Source organism: Vibrio sp. La 4.2.2, assembly GCF_027586995.1.
Classification (GTDB): domain Bacteria; phylum Pseudomonadota; class Gammaproteobacteria; order Enterobacterales; family Vibrionaceae; genus Vibrio; species Vibrio mediterranei.
Window position 1 is genome coordinate 130,818 of sequence record NZ_JAPPTJ010000007.1, and the last position, 17,001, is coordinate 147,818.

Consider the following 17,001-nt stretch of genomic DNA (forward strand, 5'->3'; position numbering starts at 1 on the left):
TCAAAGCTCGGCTAAATCAAGATTGACTACAATTAATCCATCTCAGTCTAATCATAATATTATCCAACTTCGTGGAGGCAGGAGTCAAAATCAACCTCTCCCCTCGCCCAATATCACAGCGGGTGGTGTTAAGAGCACTTTGTATCAACCAATTATCCGCGCTTCTTCAGAAAAATGGAACGTTGATGCCAGTTTGATTTATGCTGTAATCCATGTCGAAAGTTATTTTAATCCTACAGCACAAAGCCCTGCTTATGCGTACGGACTAATGCAGATAACAGAAGATGGAGCGGCGCAAGAAGTCGCAAAAAGATACAGAGGGGGTGTGAGCTATTCCATTCAACAAATCTTTGACCCTATAACTAACATCGATATCGGAACTGCTTACCTTAGTATTCTTGATACCGTGTACCTTCGCAATATAAGAGATCGAAACTCTAGAAAGCTACTCGTCATAGCAGCTTACAACTGCGGCCTTAGCAATCTGATGAAATATGGATTCGATACCCAATCTTTATCACACCTTACTTTTAGAGTCAGTCAACTCACTACTGAGCAACTTTATGTTAAGCTGACTAAAGAGTTTCCAATAAAAGAAACGCGCAACTATGTTGCGCGTGTCGTAGAAATGCAAAGTCGATATCTAAACCGATAAGGTTAGTTCATACTTACCATGCAAATAAACCTATTAGTATCAAAAGCTTTATCTAGTTCTTCATGTTTTTCCGAAGAATACACCTTACCTTTTTGAGTCCAATAATCTCCAGGTGCAAGGTCCGTATATAGCTCTAAATACTGATAAGCGGCTTGCGTTGGTAGTTTAGAAGACAAACGTTGCTCACAATATTGAATAGCGTCTTCACGATTTAGGAATAGATCATGAGACTTTTTGTTCCCCTGAAATCTCGGTGATAAATAGGTAAATGCCTGATCTTTATAAATTACCTTATTAGTATAATGCGTTTCATTTTTTGAACTAGCTGATGTCGCTTCCTTAATCTTGCTTGGATTTAGAACGCTTTTAGTAAACTTTGTTTTATGACTGCTGGGTATGGTACGACTGATCGCATTGCTCGTTTCCTTTAAAACAAGCTTGTCCGAGCTTGTTTTGCTAGCAAATGGGAAGAAATAATCTCCACCATTCTTTAAGTTGAGTTTTAGCGACTGTGCTTTTCCATTATTTACAGCACGCACGCTGTAGACTCCAACATAATTACCAGTTACATCAACACGTTCACCAGAACCGACCTTCTGGTCGTTAATATAAAAACTTGTTTTAGAGGAGTTAGATCGAAACACAAAACGCACATTATCCAAGTTTAGTGCTTTCCTAAGCTCAACTTCAGTGTTAGTGCTGTAACTGTGTTTATAACTCGCATCAGCAATGAAGCTTAAATCACCATTTAACCTTTGTGTTGCATCGACCACTCTGAATCCAGTGAGTTTAATACGAGATAAACCACCTTTGCTAATTACAAATGCATTTTTTATCGACGGTAGATTTCGGTTTACACAAGTCGATAGGCTCTCCGCCACATTACATTGCAAACTACCCTCATATGTATCTTTAACTACTTGCTTAGCTTCATTCATATGACGGCTTTTTATTTGCTCATATAGAGCGAGAATTGCATCATTCTTAACCCTTTCAACCTGAGCGGCTTGTTGCTGGCCATGAGACAGTTCTTTTTTAGTTTCAGCAAGTTGCTTTCCTGCAGTCTCTATCTGATGCTTCATTGAGTTGACTTTCGCTGATAAGTTACGAAGAGTCAGAATCAACGATTCGTCGTAGACGCCTTCCACCAGTTTATCCTTAAGCCTAGACGTCTCTGATTTTATCATTTCTATATTGTTGTCGAGCTTGATCTTGGTTGATTCAATGTCTGCATTCAACTTATTAAATCGAGCTATATTCTCATCGATTCTCAACTCACTGTATTGCTGCTCATACGAAGAGTTAATGTTGTTTAACTTGTCTCGTTCTTCAAAATCAATAAGCTCCGACGCTGCAACGACACCACTCCAAGTCATCACAACCATAATGGCGATCATTCTTTTGTATCTATCCACTGCCACTCTATTGCTATCCACCATGACTCCATTCAGTTTGATGTGGCAACTTCCCTAAACAGCAAGATGACCACTTAGTTATTGAATCACTTGTTCACTGATTTAACCGTGCTATCGGAAGAAACCCATATCTCCGAACGTCGGTTTTGCGCTCGCCCTTCTGTCGTCGAGTTGGTCGCAATCGGCTTGGTTTCGCCAAAGGAACGCACAACAATATGATTCTTATCCACGCCTTTTGAGATTAGGCCATCTGAGGTTGTTAACGCTCTTTTCAGCCCAAGTGCTTGGTTATACCCTTCGGGTCCAGTACTGTCGGTGTGCCCGTCTATAGTGATATTACTAGCCTGTTTCCCTAGCGTATCTGCTAAACGATTTAATGCTTCATCGCCCATGGGAGTGAGATTGGCTTGGTCAAAACCAAAATGAAGACGTGCCACTAAGCCTCCTTGTTTAGCCTTTCCGTGCTCATCACCTATCCAAGTGGTGCAGCCTGACTGACTTAAAGCAAGACTAGATTTCCCGGCCAACAGCTTTTTTAAGTCACTGTCATCTGACTTTTGTTCTATTTGCAAAAAGCCTTTTCGATGCTGCGCAATACCCGTGATATTCCCTACTGTCACACTGTGCTGAAATTCATTAAAAGTGTTATCGCAATAAATGCTTTGCCCCTCTCCTGCACTCGCGGCCAAACTGTATGGCAACATCGACATGACAAGTGCACCAATCACTAACTTCTTCATATTTTCCTCTAGTACAACTTAGTTATTCCGCTTGTTTTAGAGCCCTTGCGGATGAGTTCTTCTATCTTCTTAATCAATTCATCGAGGTTGGATACGTCGATAATGTCTTCGTTGGGGTCAACTACACAGTCTTGAAAACCACTTTGTTGAGACGCTTGAAAGTTAATACCTATCACGCCTATGTATAAACCGGGTATTTGCTGTCTTGCTTTATTACACATACCAGCATTCACCAGTCCCCTCAAAATGCCGTTGTTAGGGCTCTCTTGACCATCACTTAATATGAGCAGCATTTTTATTTTTTGGTTGTATGCTTGCTGTTCTTTCAGATCAGTACTGTTCGGGTTACCGTCAGCTAGTATCTGAGCTCCTCTTAATATTCCTTGAAACGCCGCGGTACTCCCACTGGCCCGCATAGAGCTTAGTGGCGCAAGATTATCGATATTGTTAGTCAAGGATATATTGTGAAACTGATTAAATGAGCTATCACCAAATCCCCAGTACAGATTGTTGCGGTCAACACGATAATACGTGGAAACTGTAGGAAAATGATTGGTCATCATTTGTGACACTGTGGCAGAGAAATCTACATATTTATAAGAATCAACGTAATAGCGCTGGTTAGAATAAGGCTTAATGCTAAGGGCTCGAACGACTCGATTAGCTTCATTGCGTTCATCATCAGTACGACTCGGACAGTAATAACTATCAACCGAGCAGTTGTAAACTTGTCTACCAGTGTATCTACGCCACTTATTCCAATTAACGGATTCAAAGGTTCGTTCGGGGTACAACACATCAACACCCGTTTTGTATCTTAACTGGCTAACAGAGGACACGGTTCCATTAGCGTGTTTTTCCCGCGTACGAATGTTGTAAGGTACAATACCAATCCTGTTTTTAACCTTATCGGCCAGTTCACCATTATTCTCATCGCAGGTACTCGCTTCATTTCCATTATGGGCATCAGAGTCTCTGGGGTTGCAAAGAATTTTGTCCGCAATTTCATTGATTGCGCGCTTGAGATCATCGATCTTTCGACTTCTGTTTTGCCCCCATGTCCATTCCATAGAACCAGAAAAGTCGGAAACAAACACGATATCGATATTATTATCCCCCAAATAGACTGGGTATTTTCTCGCCAAGGAGCGTCCTGCTAGATCTTGCTGGTCACCGAATGATGGAATAAAGCTACTCGCAAACCAAGAATCATGTGTCGTTTTAGCGTTAACTGTATATTGGATATACTCCAGAACACCTGCATTTTGGTTCTCTGCCTGATGAAATCGCTGCGCGGTCAGTGCCGTTGACTTGATATCGCGCACGTAGTTTTCAATATATTTAGTCGCAAGATTGTTAGCGAGCGTTGGTTGATCTTCAATGGTTACCGCTAAAGCAGCAGCTTCAGAAGCGTCCCTTAGACGGCTGGTTTCCTGAACATAACGCGTCCCTTCGACTGCCCAAAATGTAAATCCCATTATGGGTACAAGCATCAATCCCATCCAAATTGCGGCGACTCCTTTCTGGCGACGGAGACTTCGATGCTGATAACGCTGCATTCTCATTACACTATCTCCCGGGCAGTATTGAGGATGAAACAATTTTGACGGTGGTACTGGTACCGCCATTTATAAAGGGTTCAAACCAAGAGTGTTGTTGCTGACATATGCTCACTCGATACAGCGGATAGATAACCCCTTTTTCCACCGGAGCTAAATCAGCGTGATCTTGGAGTGGGTCAGTCTGACAATTTAAGCTATTAAATTTGTTACTAGTAAACCCAACCACGGTCGTTTTATTGGTCAGCGATTCAATTTTAAGTGCTACGTTTCCAGGTGCTGTATTTAGCATTCGACTAGCAACTTGAGTAAGGTTGACTAGATCAGAGCTGGTTACTGCTAGATTCTTTCCGGCAGCAACATCAGCATCGAAATAGCGAGTACGTTCTTTGATCACGTTGGCGAGCGCGAAGCTCGAGCGATCCAACTTAGCTCGAACTAGAAGCTGATGACTCAAATCTGTCGAAAAGAGGTAGATAGCACACAAAGCCATCATGACGAACGCTAATTCGATCGCGAAGGACCCTTTTTGGCGATGTTTGGAACGAACACCGTGGTTATGGAGCGTCATCTTTCCACCCCTCATGTTCTAAATTGAGCACCATAGTACGAGAGATGGTGCTATCAGACGTTCCCCAAAACTTGAGCATTGGAGAGTAATGATAAGTAACTGTGATTTCTGCCAAGTCATAATTGAAATTCAACCCTTGGCTCGAATGCCCTCGGTTAGCAATGAAATCGTCATAGGTTTTGAAGTACTTGCCATCTATAGAAAATCTCGAGCTATCGATTAAGAAGTGCCATAAGTTTTTATCGTCTTCGATAAGCGTCTTAAACTTTGCTTCGTATTGCTGATTGATGCCCTTTCCTTCATAGATTTTGGTGTTCCTAATCGTTTCCCTCAGCGAATACTCGGTCATATTGACGACGTAGATTTGGTAACTCGATTCGAAAATAGCAAATGTAGCGAAGATGAGTACGATGGCTCCCAAAGCAAACTCAACCGTTGTAACTCCTTTCTGTTTGTACAGGCGATTCATTGTTAACTCCGGTACTGAGTGAGTTCGGCGCTAATATCACGCAATTCTTGGTCAGAAAACTCACCTTTTAGCAGTTTTCTCGCGGCATCCACCTGCTGCACTTTCATAAGTGCAATGGCTAAGTTTGCTTTTACGGTCTTATTACTCGGGTTTTCTTTGAGGATAGGAGTAAGCATTTCTACCGCCTTTTGGTAATCACCATTTGCCATATGAATCATCGCTAGATTGTTCTTAATGACAACGTCGTCATAACCTCGTAATCTTGCTTCATTCAACTGCTTGTAGGCTTCTTTGTAGCTCCCAGCCTTGGTATACGATACGCCCAACAAGACATGAACTTGACCGGATTGATTACCCGATTTAATAGAGTCTAAATAAGCATTAATCGCATTATCAGTGTCGTCTTTAGCGTCAAAAACCTGCCCCTCTAACTGGTACAAACTTGGATTTTTGACACCTTCTTTCTGTAAGTGCTGGACGTAAAAATCGGCAGATTCTAGGTCACCTTTATGAAAGTAGGCCCAAGCCAACTTTTCTTTGACTTGAGGATCTTTCGATCCTTTTTCTAACTCAGACTTGTAGTAACTAATCAAACCATCATAGTTTTTTACCTTTTCCATACTGGCAATTTCGTCCTGTTGCTCACGCTCTGGAGATGGAGCTGACTGACATCCGACTAGCGAAATCAGTAAAACTAAGACGATATAGAACGGTTTTCTAATCACTCGTTACCCTCCTATATTTATGGACATTTGCATAATTCCCGGTGCGAGAATAAGAATCACGATGGGAAACATAATGAACAAAATCAATGGGATACTCATTTTTGCGGACAATTTTCCCACTTTTTCTTCCACAGTTAGAATTTGTACTTTTCGCATATCTTCTGCCAAATCACTCAGTACCTGCGCCACGGAAGTACCGTATTGCAGATTTTGAATAATAGTCAGTACAAAACTTCGCACTGCAGGCGTAGGTATGCGATCACTGAGGTCATTCAGTGCTTTTTCTAAACCATGTATTTTGGCAGAATCAGAAGTGCGCTTAACCTGATAGCAAAGATCAGAATCAAACTCTGCAAGCTCTTTACCTAAATAGATCAATGCTGCTTCGATGGTCATACCGGTTTGTACACACACCGACATCATGTCCAGTAGATAAGGAAGTTGAGCGGACGTTTTTCCAATGAGTATCTTGCGTCGCATCTGCAACAGCATGTCAGGCACGACAATCACCGCAACAAGAGACAACACCACGGCTAACAACTTGTTACTGGCCGTCATATCCGTCACTAAAACTAAAACCGATAATACGACAAGTACCACTAACTTAGCTGGGAAGTAAAATCTTGCCCATTCAGTGTTGTAATAGCCTGCTTCGATTAGCTTCTGCTCGAGCTCGTGTCGGTGTTCTTTACCAAATCGAACAAAAAAGCGATTAACACGAGAAGAAGAGTTTAAAGTCTGCCCACCAATATAGTCCTCTACCTTCTTACGCCTCTGCTCTGCTCGCAAAGATTCAAAAATCAGAAATAACAGGGAAACAAACAGGACGATAAGCGCCGTCAATAACATCATGCGCGCACCCCCCTTACCAGTAGCCAAACAATAGACAAGCCGATGAGTTCGCTACCAAGGACGTAAAACAAGACGTACTGACCTTGTGGATCATTTAAAACAAAGTCGACATTCGCTGGATTTACGTAATTTAGAATAACGGTAAAGATAAGCGGAATAGCCGCGACGATTTTCGCAGAAATCCTCGCCTCTGAAGTCATGGCCATTTTCTTTTTCTCTAGCGTCCTAGAATCAACCAATACTCTTATAAGGCGAGCTAATACTCCTTTGAGCTGTCCTCCACGAGCAATGTTTGCCCTAATAGTCACTGTGAAAAATAAAAACTCAGGATAAGGGTAATTTTTGCAAGAACGCTGCAAGACGACTTCCGGTGATTCGCCCAACTTCAACCGATCGCCCATTAACTTAAATTCACGGCCTATCGGATTGTTCATTGCTTCACCGACATAACTAATTGCTTGCATCAAGCTATCACCCGCCGTTACTGCGCTCATCAGAATATTCAGAGCATCAGGAAAGGTGTTTTCAAAATCACGTCGCCGTCTTCCCACCAAAAAGCGATAACCGAAAACAGTGAAAATGAGAGAAAGACTGAGCACTAACCAAGAATTGGTCATGGATAATAATTCAATAACGATATACCACGACGCGATAATGCTGCCTGTAATATAAAGAGCTATATAAAGCGAAGAACGCGGCCCCAAGATGGTAAGCGTCGGTGAAATCGACTCCTTAAATTTCTGCCAGTTCTGCTTTCTCACCAACGATTTAACGTTAATAGCATTTAAGTTTTCCGCTTCAGCTTCTTCTATGTTGAAAAACTGATCGACTTTTTTGACTTTAGAGTCTCTCAAAAGAATGATGACCAAGGCAAAGAGGACTAACGACAACCAAAGCATGTTATAGCCCCTTAAACGATGCCATTAAGTCATCATATAAGCCGAAAAACTGTGCTTTTTTCACCAGTTCCGAGCGCTGCATGATACCGTTAGTGACGAAATCACCCTTCACTGCCTCGCCGTAATGCGCATCGTCATAGCGAAAGCGGTAGATTTCCTCCATCACCACGCTGTCGCCTTCAAGCCCGACAATCTCTGAAATGCTGGTAACTTTACGGGAACCGTCACGTAAACGGTTAACCTGTACCACCATTTGAACCGCACTGACTATGGTTCTCCTAATAGCATCCAAAGGCTGATTTAAGTTCGCCATCATGACCATGGATTCAACACGAGCAATAGCATCGCGTGGTGTGTTGGCGTGCAACGTTGACATCGAACCGTCGTGTCCCGTGTTCATCGCTTGTAGCATTTCAAACGCTTCCGAGCCACGACACTCACCGAGAATAATACGATCTGGTCTCATACGAAGTGCGTTGATCACCAAGTCACGTTGCGTGACGGCTCCGGTTTGCTCAATACTCGAAGTTCTTGTTTCCAATCGAACTAAGTTAGGCTGTTGAAGGCGCAGTTCAGCGGCATCTTCTATGGTTATAATGCGTTCATCTTCGGCAATGTACTGAGACAAGGCATTGAGTAAGGTAGTTTTGCCTGAGCCCGTACCACCAGAAATCAACACATTGATTCGACAACGAGAAGCAATCATCAACACCCGCGCCATGTCTAAAGACATAGAGCCAAAACCAATCAAATCCTCAAAACCAATGTTCTGCTCGCGGAATTTACGTATTGAAATAGACGTGCCGTCTAGTGCAATCGGAGGAATAACAATGTTTACACGACTGCCATCTTCTAGCCTGGCATCGACCGTAGGAGAAAGTTCATCAACGCGACGCCCGACACGCGATGCAATACGTTTTGCAATTGCCAACACCTGCTCTTCGTTGACAAACGTCACCTCAGACTTTTGCACTTTGCCGTGTCTTTCAAAAAAGATGTTATTAGGACCGTTCACCATAATGTCGGTAATCGACTGATCCTCTACCAAAGGTTGCAAAGGACCTAGGCCAAACAACTCATCCATTAAGCTCTTTACTAAGCCTGACTTCATCATGGATGTGATAGGCCTTTGATAGCTATTAGCAAGAAGATCCACAGCACTTTGTATCTGAGACTCTAGGTCTCGACGACTCATTTTCTGAACCGCTTCTGCGTCCAAGGCTTCAAAAATCTGACCACGAAATGCGAGATATAAGTCTTTGTTAGAACTCATTTAGCGCGCACCTTCTTTAACCAAGAGCCCATGCTTTTAGTATCCACTGGCTGACCATTAATTAGTTTCACCAGTTGTTCTATCGAACGACTGATGTGGCGGTCGTGTTTGTGTCCACGTTTGCCGTCAATAATGATGTGAGACAATGACTTACAGTAGGCCACTTCCAAGTCGATATCCGCTCCTAAATATTTCTTAAGATCTGGCCTTTGCAACACATATGCATTTTCAGGTCGATGATAGTTCACCACCGTAATAACGCGCGTACGCGAAGATAGCGTGAGTTGTAAGTTAGCGACTTTCTCAAACAGTCGCTTTGCACTACGGACCGATGATACCGAGGCGTCTAGTACCAATACGACGACGTCAAAGTTTTCAACAAGCAACTGAGGTTCCACTTTAAAATCGACGCTTCCGGAGAAGTCTTCGATAATAAAGTTGGTATTTCGTGCTAGTAACTCACAAAGCGTCTGGTTGTAGGTGAGAATATCGTTTTGATTCATATCACCATCAATGGCCAACAAGCGCAGGTTTTTTCTAGCACTAAACAGATAACTTAGCGCCCCCTCTTCATCCATCTCATGCAAAGGTGCGGTAAACTCGTCAATCGCTCGAGGCTTAAAATCCTTGAGAGCGAGCAAAACATCTATATTGGTACCGGAGTATTGGTGGTCCACAAGGATGGTGTCGGTCCCATGCGTAGAAAGTAGAGAACTCAGTTCTGTCGCCAAAAATGATGCGCCTACACCACCTTTGGAGCCGACTACAGCCACGCGCTTAGCTTTTCGCTTTTGGCTAACCCCAGAAAAGGTTTTGAGGTTCTTGCTCACGTGAGTTAAAAAATCAGCAAATTCTTGCTTGTTCACTGGCCAAAAAACGTAGTAAAAGCCCATGTCTTTAAGTGAACGTAAAGTAGAGATAGCATCTTCTTTACCAATAACTATCACACCTTTATGAGTAGGCAGCTTGCTAGCAAACGCTCTAGCATCTTCGACGACATTATTCGATTCATTAAGCTCAAGAATAACGATGTGGCTACTTTGCTGCTCAGTTAATTTCGTCAGTCCCGCCGTGGTTTTCACACATGCTGGATCATTCCAGCCTTCAAATCGGAACACTTCCTGTACAAGACTCAAACACTCCTGCGATTGATAAAACAATGTACAACCCGCGACCCCTGTTGATGTTTTCGGAACCGGCTTTGCCTTTGTGGTTAGTGCTTTAGTAAGGTCAAACATTTTATTCTCCTACCAATCGAGACTTGTAGGACACTTGCTTCAAACGCATTGACTCAACAAAACAGTCAGGCTGTCCAATCTGGTGTTGTATCTGCGCGGGTGCGCATTGTTGCGTTTTCAGTCGAGTTAACGTGACTTGAATATTGAGATCATTACGCATGGTGTGAACGTGTTTGAACTCCACTCGTTGCGGTGCGACTTTGTGAGACGGATACTGGTCAAAGATCTTCTCTAACATCTTTTTGCTGCGAGTGCTCTTATAGTCGATAACGTAAGTCGCCTCTTTATCGGTCGACTCAATGTCCTTTACCAATGCGCTAATTTGCTTAGCCGTTTCATCATAATTCTTAATTGCAAAGTCGAAGCTATGATGTTCTTGATAGGTAATAGCCTCTGCACCATTCCCACCAAAGTAGCGTTCGGAAGCACAGCCTAATAAAGTTGAAACAAGGAAAACAATTATGATTAGCTTCTTCATTGAATGAATCCTCCTTGCGATAACAGACGAATAGTGGCATCTGAGGACGCTACAGGTTTTCCATCTGAGTCAACATTTAGCCAACGCGACAAGGTAGAGGTTTTCTTAATGTATGGCAGTTGGATATCCTTTGGTTTCATAGGCTCTACCAAGTTCACGGTAGCAACAATGATAAGTTCGGTTCGTTTTCGTTGAGTGGTTGCTTTTCGAAACGCAGCACCGAGTACAGGCACATCACCGATAAATGGAATTTTCTGCATTTTTTCTAGGTCACTACTACTCATCAGCCCACCTAAAATGAAGCTATCACCGTCCGCTAACTCAACCGTAGTCATAGCACGTCTGGACGCTAATTGAGGTACCTTGACACCGGCCGCTTCAACATAACTTTCCACTTCACTAACTTCTGGAGAAAGCTGCATACGAATTTTGTCTTGGCTGAGCACCTTTGCGGTTAGATCTAGCTTGATACCAAACTCTTTAAACGTAATGTTCACGTTGTTGCTTGTTGACACTATTACGGGAACTTCTCCACCGACGAGAAAACTCGCAGACTCTCCAGACAATACGGTTAGATTCGGTTCTGCTAGCACTTCTGCAATGCTGTCATTACCTAATGCAGTGATGAGCGTACTAAGATTTGCGGCATCAAATTGGTCAAAGACGAACTCTCCCACACTTGAGCCTACTGAGCTCCAGTCTACACCGACCGTTTTACCAAACGACTCCGTTACCTGAGCAACAGATATTTTGACGTTAACCTGTTGAGTTGTGGCGACCTCAATACGTTCAAGAATCCCTTCCCAAGTCATATTGCGGGCAAAGACCATACTTTCTGGCTCTTTACGTTCCATATGTTCAGATTTAAATTCCAACTTTTCCGTTTTATCCCACTTCTTAATTTTTTCACGTCCAAGAAGCGTTGCCACTAGGCGGTAGATATCGTCTCGAGTTTGCTCCGAGTCCACAACACCACTCACCGCAACCTGCTCACCTACCGACTGAACCTTGACCTTCGCGTCGGGAAAGTGGAACTTAAGCTGACGGCGTACCTCGGTTAAATCGAGATCAACAATAATGCGGTCTGAAAGCAGAACATCATTGTTTGTCCCGTAGACAATAAGCCTTGATTGCCCGACACCATTGGCAAACACCACAAGCGTGTTGTCATTGATAATTTTGTAGTCTGCGATGGCAGGATTACTTATAAAAACCTTACCAATAGGCATCTTCAATTGAATATGCTGGCCATCGTTAAGAGTAATTGAGCGATCCGCTGCGTAAGCGTGTTTCACCCAAAGTAAGCCTATAAGCAAGGATGTAATGTAAATCCACAGTGCTTGCTTGAGTCGGTGTTGCATGATCATTACAAGGCCTCTCTCGGATTCGTTTCGTTACCACGTAACTCTTCAATCCCTGTATAGTTGTCAATAATGTTACGTACTTCAGCGTATTCCGGCTGCTTATAGATTTGACTTCGATAGATTTCGATATGCATGGTTCGTTGCGCTAGCGCAAGCTTTGCTAAATCGTCTGGCTTTACTTCGATCACCACGGTAGTAAGCCCATTTTCCTTAGTGGGAGACCGAGCGGTAACAGAGCTGTTATCACCTTTGTCATCACCCACGTTAAGTACTTTGACATGTTTGAGAAACATTGAGGCTTTCACTCCTCTGAAGCGTTTTGGCTTATCAACATTTCCAGCTAAGTTATCGTTAGGCGAACTCACGGTTAGAACATCAATGAACGAACCAGGGCGAATGTAATCATTGATAAGGTTTTTATCACTTACTTCGAGTGGATATAACGTCATTCCCTCAGTAACAAGCAAGTCGATATAACCCGATTGTCCTGGGGAAACTTGATATTCGGGCAGAACGATCGCCCCCGGTGTAAGACTTCGGTTTAATAGCACAGATGGTGAAAAACTAATTTTCGCGTCCTCTCGAACACCAAGGCTTAGTGCCTCACTTAAAGGTAGTTGCTTTTTAACCACCCCTTGAGCAGTGATTGCATGACCCTTTTCGTATGATTCTGTGGTCATCCAAACAGCAACATGCTCTTCATCTTTGTTTTCCGTCACTTCAGTGGCAGTAGTCGGTTGAGGTTTACTTTTGAATAAGTCGACAACGCCTAACGCCCCTACTACCAACGCTACAACAGCGACAAGTAATACCAGTCGAGATCTCATAATTTTCCCACTCTTCGAGATTTAAATATGCAGCGCACTTTGTGTAAAAATGACTAAATAAAATCCGACACTAATTGCTATCCCATAAGGGATACCTTCTTGGCTATGATATGAGTTGCTTAATAATTTTTGGCTTAACCAGTAGATTACCGCAATAATCCCCCCAACAAAGCCCGTAATAACATATGCCCAAGGTAGAAGATTAAGCGGAATCGTCAGTGACAAAATAGCAGCGTATTTAATATCACCTGCACCAATCCATATAAGAGCATAAATTAACAGCCCCATACTTAACACCAACAAAAAGGTCGTTATATGAATATCCGTCGGTGACAAAAAACACTGCACTAGGAGCAATACGATCAATATGGAGTTATGTATTGTTCTGTAACGAAAATCAGTAATAGTGATTACTAAACACATTATTGCCAATACCAATAAATACATTGTATTACTCGAGCTACTATTCTTTTTTATTTAGTGAGTTTTACATCAACCGATACACCCTAGATATACTTAATAACTCGCGCCAGACCAATGAAAATCATAGGTCTGGCGTAGATATCTAGAGATATTGTCTACAATAACCCACATAAGGTTAATGTAAGTATTTACGATTACTGAGTAGATGTTTCGATCGTGTCACCAATCTTAGTAAAGGCTTGTTTTAGTTCATTGATAAAACCGTCAGAGCCCGAAGTGCTTAGCGCAACGCTCAACGCAACAGCCATAGCTACACCAATAAGTCCATACTCAATTGCAGTTACACCGCGTTGGTCATTTTTAAATTGTGATAAAAACAAGCTTGTTTTTACATATAGTTTGGTAATCATTTTAACTTCCTTTAAGGTCGATTTACAAAAGCTTGCTCATTCTAATTAATACTTACATTCAACGAAAAATACCCCCTATCGATACAGTCGATAGGCTTAACAAACAATGTTCAAAATGAGAAATCAAACAACAACACAAAAATCATACAAACACTTATATAACATATACTTAAGAAGAAATGTTATACTTTTATTACACATTTAAGTACAGATAACATATTTCATACTGTGAGATATAGATCATTAATAGAGCCATTACTTTATTGTTAGCTATAATTATTCTTAGCACAAAAAGAGATAGATGCGATGATAATTTATGCAATATAGGAATATATCCACCCAGAAGTTAATATTATTAATTACTAATGCTTTATAAAACGAGTTGAAATACTAGTATCATCACGCTATTGTGTTGCAAATATACAATTTACATAATTATAATCTGCTTGCTTTATAAAGGTTGGTTGAATCATGAAACTACAATTCGAAAATATTGTTTCGTTCGTAGCTGTAGTTGACGAAGGTTCATTTAGCTCCGCTGCTCGTAAGCTTGGTAAATCCCAATCTACTGTTAGCACTGCTGTTCAGAATCTAGAGTCAGACTTAGGCTTCAATTTATTTAATAGACAACACTCTAAAGTCTGGTTAACTGAAAAAGGGAAACGCCTGTTCCATTTATCGACACCGGTTGTGTCGAAGTATCGTGAGTTGATCACAACTGCGAAGCAAATGAATATATCAGAGCAAATTGTCTACCGTGTGGGTATTGATCCTTTAGTGTTCAATAAAGAAGTGAAGAAAACACTGTTGGACTTCTCTGAAGCATTTCCCAACGTCGATTTGGTCGTTGTTACTAAACCAAGTTTCGTTTTAGGGAACTACATTAATGAGGGGAAAATAGATCTTGCGTTAGGGAACCCTTATCACAAGACTGATAATGACTTTAACATAGACGAACTATTTCACGTTAACTGTTGGTGGGTCGCTCATGAAGACTTAAAATCCGTTAAAAGTCATCCCTCCCAACGAGTGCTGTTAATGGATGGCATTGAGGAGTTACTCAATCTCTCAAATATAGCCTCATACAACCTATGGAGGCTAGATGACTTAGGAACTATTATCGATCTGTGCAAGGCTCAACGTGGCATTGCATTTTTGCCTGAGTTCCTTATCGACAAAAACATGAAAGACAGCAAACTAAAAGTAATTACCGACCACCCCGATTTCTTTGGCAAAAAAGTCGTTGCCTCCCTTTTCTGGCCGGTACATTCTGACTTCAGTTTGTTTAATCAATGGATCAAAGGAAAACTTCAAACTAGTGTAAGTAGAAAACAATCATTCATTGCAGATTTAGCCCAATAGGTCCTGCACTCAGTATACATCACACTCAAGTCAGCAGCGTAGCGTGCCCAGAGTGAGATAATTACGCTTTGTTCCCTCAAGCCTTAGAATCAGGCAAAGATAGAGCTTTAGGCATAAAAAAGCCGTCACCTAGCGATGACGGCAATATCTAGCAGTGGATGTCGGATTTACACAACAGCTGGGTAGGTTTTGTATTTCACGCCCATCATCTGTTCCATGCAATGTACAACTTGGCAACTGTAGCCAAATTCATTGTCGTACCAGATGTACAATACGCAGCGATTATCTTGTGCGATTGTCGCTTGGCCGTCTACGATACCTGGATGACGAGCACCAACTAAATCGGTCGAAACAATCTCTGTTGAATCGGTATAGTCTATTTGTGCCGATAGAGATGAGGTGAGAGAGATTTCACGCAAGTACGCATTAAGCTCATCTTTTGAGGTTTCTTTTTCAAGATTTAAGTTCGCCACCGCCATCGAGACATTTGGTGTAGGGACACGAATAGCGTTACCACTTAGTTTGCCTGCCAGCTCCGGAAGCGCTTTAGCAACGGCTTTTGCTGCACCCGTTGATGTTAAAACCATATTCAAAGAAGCAGAACGTCCGCGACGGTCACCTTTATGATAGTTATCAATAAGGTTTTGATCATTCGTGTATGAGTGAACCGTCTCAATGTGGCCTGAAATAATGCCATACTTATCATTGACCGCTTTTAAAGTCGGAGTAATCGCGTTGGTCGTACAGCTCGCTGCCGATACAATAGTATCGTCCTCCAGAATCGACTCATGGTTCACACCAAATACGATATTTTTAATGTCACCCTTACCCGGAGCAGTCAGTAACACTTTATTTGCGCCATTGCACGCTACGTGCTGACCTAAACCTTCAGCATCACGCCAAACGCCAGTATTATCAACAACCAGTGCATTGTTGATTCCGTATTCGGTATAGTCCACGTCAGCAGGGCTGTTGGCATAGATAATTTGAATATAATTACCGTTAACAATCAGCGCTTTATTCTCTTCATCAACTACTATGCTACCATTGAACTGGCCATGCACGGAGTCACGACGCAAAAGGCTAGCACGTTTTTGTAAGTCACCTTCACGACCTCCACGAACTACAATCGCTCTAAGAGTCAGTGGGTAACCTGGGCCACTTTTCTCGACCAAGATACGAGTTAGTAGACGACCAATACGACCAAAGCCATATAAGACAACATCACGAGACTCAAGTGCCCCATTGCTTTCTATACTCTCAACTAGCGCTGTCATTAAGAAATCATCGATGTTTTGTTCATTATCGTTATTCGCCCAATACTGTTGAGCTAGTTGGCCGATATCGATGCAGCATGGAGACAGGTTTAATTGAGACAGTTTTTCGATGAGAGGAGCAGTTTGAACAATGTTGATGGCTTGAGGAGAGTAGTGTCGTGATACGCGATGAGTTTTAATAATGTCGATGGTCGTTGCATTGACGAGAGTTTTGCCGAACAACAGTATTTCAACGCCCTTCTCTCTGTACAGTCGACCTAAGATAGGTAGCATGGACTCAGCGAGTGTTTGGTTTAGTTGCCACTGATTCTGGTGAATTTCAGTTTGCGAGATGTTGCTATTACTCATAGTAACTGGGGGACCTCTATAAGTTAAAGGCTCGTTACTCTTGAATGTAGGGTACAAGAAATAAGGAGCTGTTTGGGGGATGTAATTGTGTTGTTATTTTTTATGCGCGGAAGTGT

Annotated in this window: 18 protein-coding genes; 2 read left to right on the top strand and 16 right to left on the bottom strand. The window is 42.2% G+C overall.

The window, feature by feature from the left end:
• The first annotated feature begins 139 nt into the window (after positions 1-139).
• Positions 140-655 (top strand): transglycosylase SLT domain-containing protein, encoded by a 516-nt coding sequence (locus OH456_RS17300; protein WP_164491409.1) that lies wholly within the window; start codon positions 140-142, stop codon positions 653-655.
• 2 nt (positions 656-657) lie between these two features.
• Here OH456_RS17300 and OH456_RS17305 read toward each other — a convergent pair whose 3' ends face one another.
• From OH456_RS17305 to OH456_RS17375, 15 genes are all read right to left on the bottom strand, one after another.
• On the bottom strand, positions 658-2,052 hold the full coding sequence (locus OH456_RS17305) for a hypothetical protein (RefSeq protein WP_124939780.1): 1,395 nt from the start codon (positions 2,050-2,052) through the stop codon (positions 658-660).
• Between the two features lie 104 nt (positions 2,053-2,156).
• Complete coding sequence (locus OH456_RS17310; RefSeq protein WP_270033947.1) at positions 2,157-2,810, bottom strand: OmpA family protein; 654 nt, start codon at positions 2,808-2,810, stop codon at positions 2,157-2,159.
• A gap of 8 nt (positions 2,811-2,818) precedes the next feature.
• Entirely contained in the window at positions 2,819-4,375 is a 1,557-nt protein-coding gene (locus tag OH456_RS17315; RefSeq protein WP_270033948.1) for a TadE/TadG family type IV pilus assembly protein, read from the bottom strand.
• A 4-nt stretch (positions 4,376-4,379) separates the two neighbouring features.
• A complete protein-coding gene (tadF, locus tag OH456_RS17320; protein ID WP_270033949.1) occupies positions 4,380-4,940 on the bottom strand; it encodes a tight adherence pilus pseudopilin TadF in 561 nt (186 codons plus the stop codon).
• Positions 4,927-5,409, bottom strand: a complete 483-nt coding sequence (locus OH456_RS17325) for a TadE/TadG family type IV pilus assembly protein (protein ID WP_063606277.1) — start codon at positions 5,407-5,409, stop codon at positions 4,927-4,929. The genes tadF and OH456_RS17325 overlap by 14 nt, the downstream gene beginning before the upstream one ends.
• A gap of 2 nt (positions 5,410-5,411) precedes the next feature.
• Positions 5,412-6,134 carry a tetratricopeptide repeat protein gene (locus OH456_RS17330; protein WP_270033950.1) on the bottom strand — a complete coding sequence of 241 codons (723 nt, stop codon included), beginning with the start codon at positions 6,132-6,134 and terminating at the stop codon, positions 5,412-5,414.
• Between the two features lie 3 nt (positions 6,135-6,137).
• Positions 6,138-6,986 carry a type II secretion system F family protein gene (locus OH456_RS17335; protein WP_236109837.1) on the bottom strand — a complete coding sequence of 283 codons (849 nt, stop codon included), beginning with the start codon at positions 6,984-6,986 and terminating at the stop codon, positions 6,138-6,140.
• Positions 6,983-7,885, bottom strand: coding sequence for a type II secretion system F family protein (locus tag OH456_RS17340; protein ID WP_006070729.1), 903 nt, complete (start codon positions 7,883-7,885; stop codon positions 6,983-6,985). Before OH456_RS17340 ends, OH456_RS17335 begins: the two co-directional genes overlap by 4 nt.
• Position 7,886: 1 nt before the next feature.
• Positions 7,887-9,158, bottom strand: coding sequence for a CpaF family protein (locus tag OH456_RS17345; RefSeq protein ID WP_006070730.1), 1,272 nt, complete (start codon positions 9,156-9,158; stop codon positions 7,887-7,889).
• Positions 9,155-10,396 carry an AAA family ATPase gene (locus OH456_RS17350; RefSeq protein WP_270033951.1) on the bottom strand — a complete coding sequence of 414 codons (1,242 nt, stop codon included), beginning with the start codon at positions 10,394-10,396 and terminating at the stop codon, positions 9,155-9,157. The genes OH456_RS17345 and OH456_RS17350 overlap by 4 nt, the downstream gene beginning before the upstream one ends.
• Position 10,397: 1 nt before the next feature.
• On the bottom strand, positions 10,398-10,874 hold the full coding sequence (locus OH456_RS17355) for a hypothetical protein (RefSeq protein ID WP_270033952.1): 477 nt from the start codon (positions 10,872-10,874) through the stop codon (positions 10,398-10,400).
• Positions 10,871-12,241: a type II and III secretion system protein family protein gene (locus OH456_RS17360; RefSeq protein WP_270033953.1), complete on the bottom strand. Its 1,371-nt coding sequence runs from the start codon at positions 12,239-12,241 to the stop codon at positions 10,871-10,873. Before OH456_RS17360 ends, OH456_RS17355 begins: the two co-directional genes overlap by 4 nt.
• Complete coding sequence (gene cpaB / locus OH456_RS17365) at positions 12,241-13,065, bottom strand: Flp pilus assembly protein CpaB (protein WP_270033954.1); 825 nt, start codon at positions 13,063-13,065, stop codon at positions 12,241-12,243. Before cpaB ends, OH456_RS17360 begins: the two co-directional genes overlap by 1 nt.
• Positions 13,066-13,086: 21 nt before the next feature.
• Complete coding sequence (locus OH456_RS17370; RefSeq protein ID WP_270033955.1) at positions 13,087-13,512, bottom strand: A24 family peptidase; 426 nt, start codon at positions 13,510-13,512, stop codon at positions 13,087-13,089.
• A gap of 170 nt (positions 13,513-13,682) precedes the next feature.
• Positions 13,683-13,898: a Flp family type IVb pilin gene (locus OH456_RS17375; protein ID WP_088877449.1), complete on the bottom strand. Its 216-nt coding sequence runs from the start codon at positions 13,896-13,898 to the stop codon at positions 13,683-13,685.
• A gap of 471 nt (positions 13,899-14,369) precedes the next feature.
• Here OH456_RS17375 and OH456_RS17380 point away from each other — a divergent pair, with 471 nt between their 5' ends.
• Positions 14,370-15,260 (top strand): LysR family transcriptional regulator, encoded by an 891-nt coding sequence (locus OH456_RS17380; RefSeq protein ID WP_006070738.1) that lies wholly within the window; start codon positions 14,370-14,372, stop codon positions 15,258-15,260.
• 167 nt (positions 15,261-15,427) lie between these two features.
• Here OH456_RS17380 and OH456_RS17385 read toward each other — a convergent pair whose 3' ends face one another.
• On the bottom strand, positions 15,428-16,885 hold the full coding sequence (locus OH456_RS17385) for a glyceraldehyde-3-phosphate dehydrogenase (RefSeq protein ID WP_006070739.1): 1,458 nt from the start codon (positions 16,883-16,885) through the stop codon (positions 15,428-15,430).
• Positions 16,886-17,001: the final 116 nt, after the last annotated feature.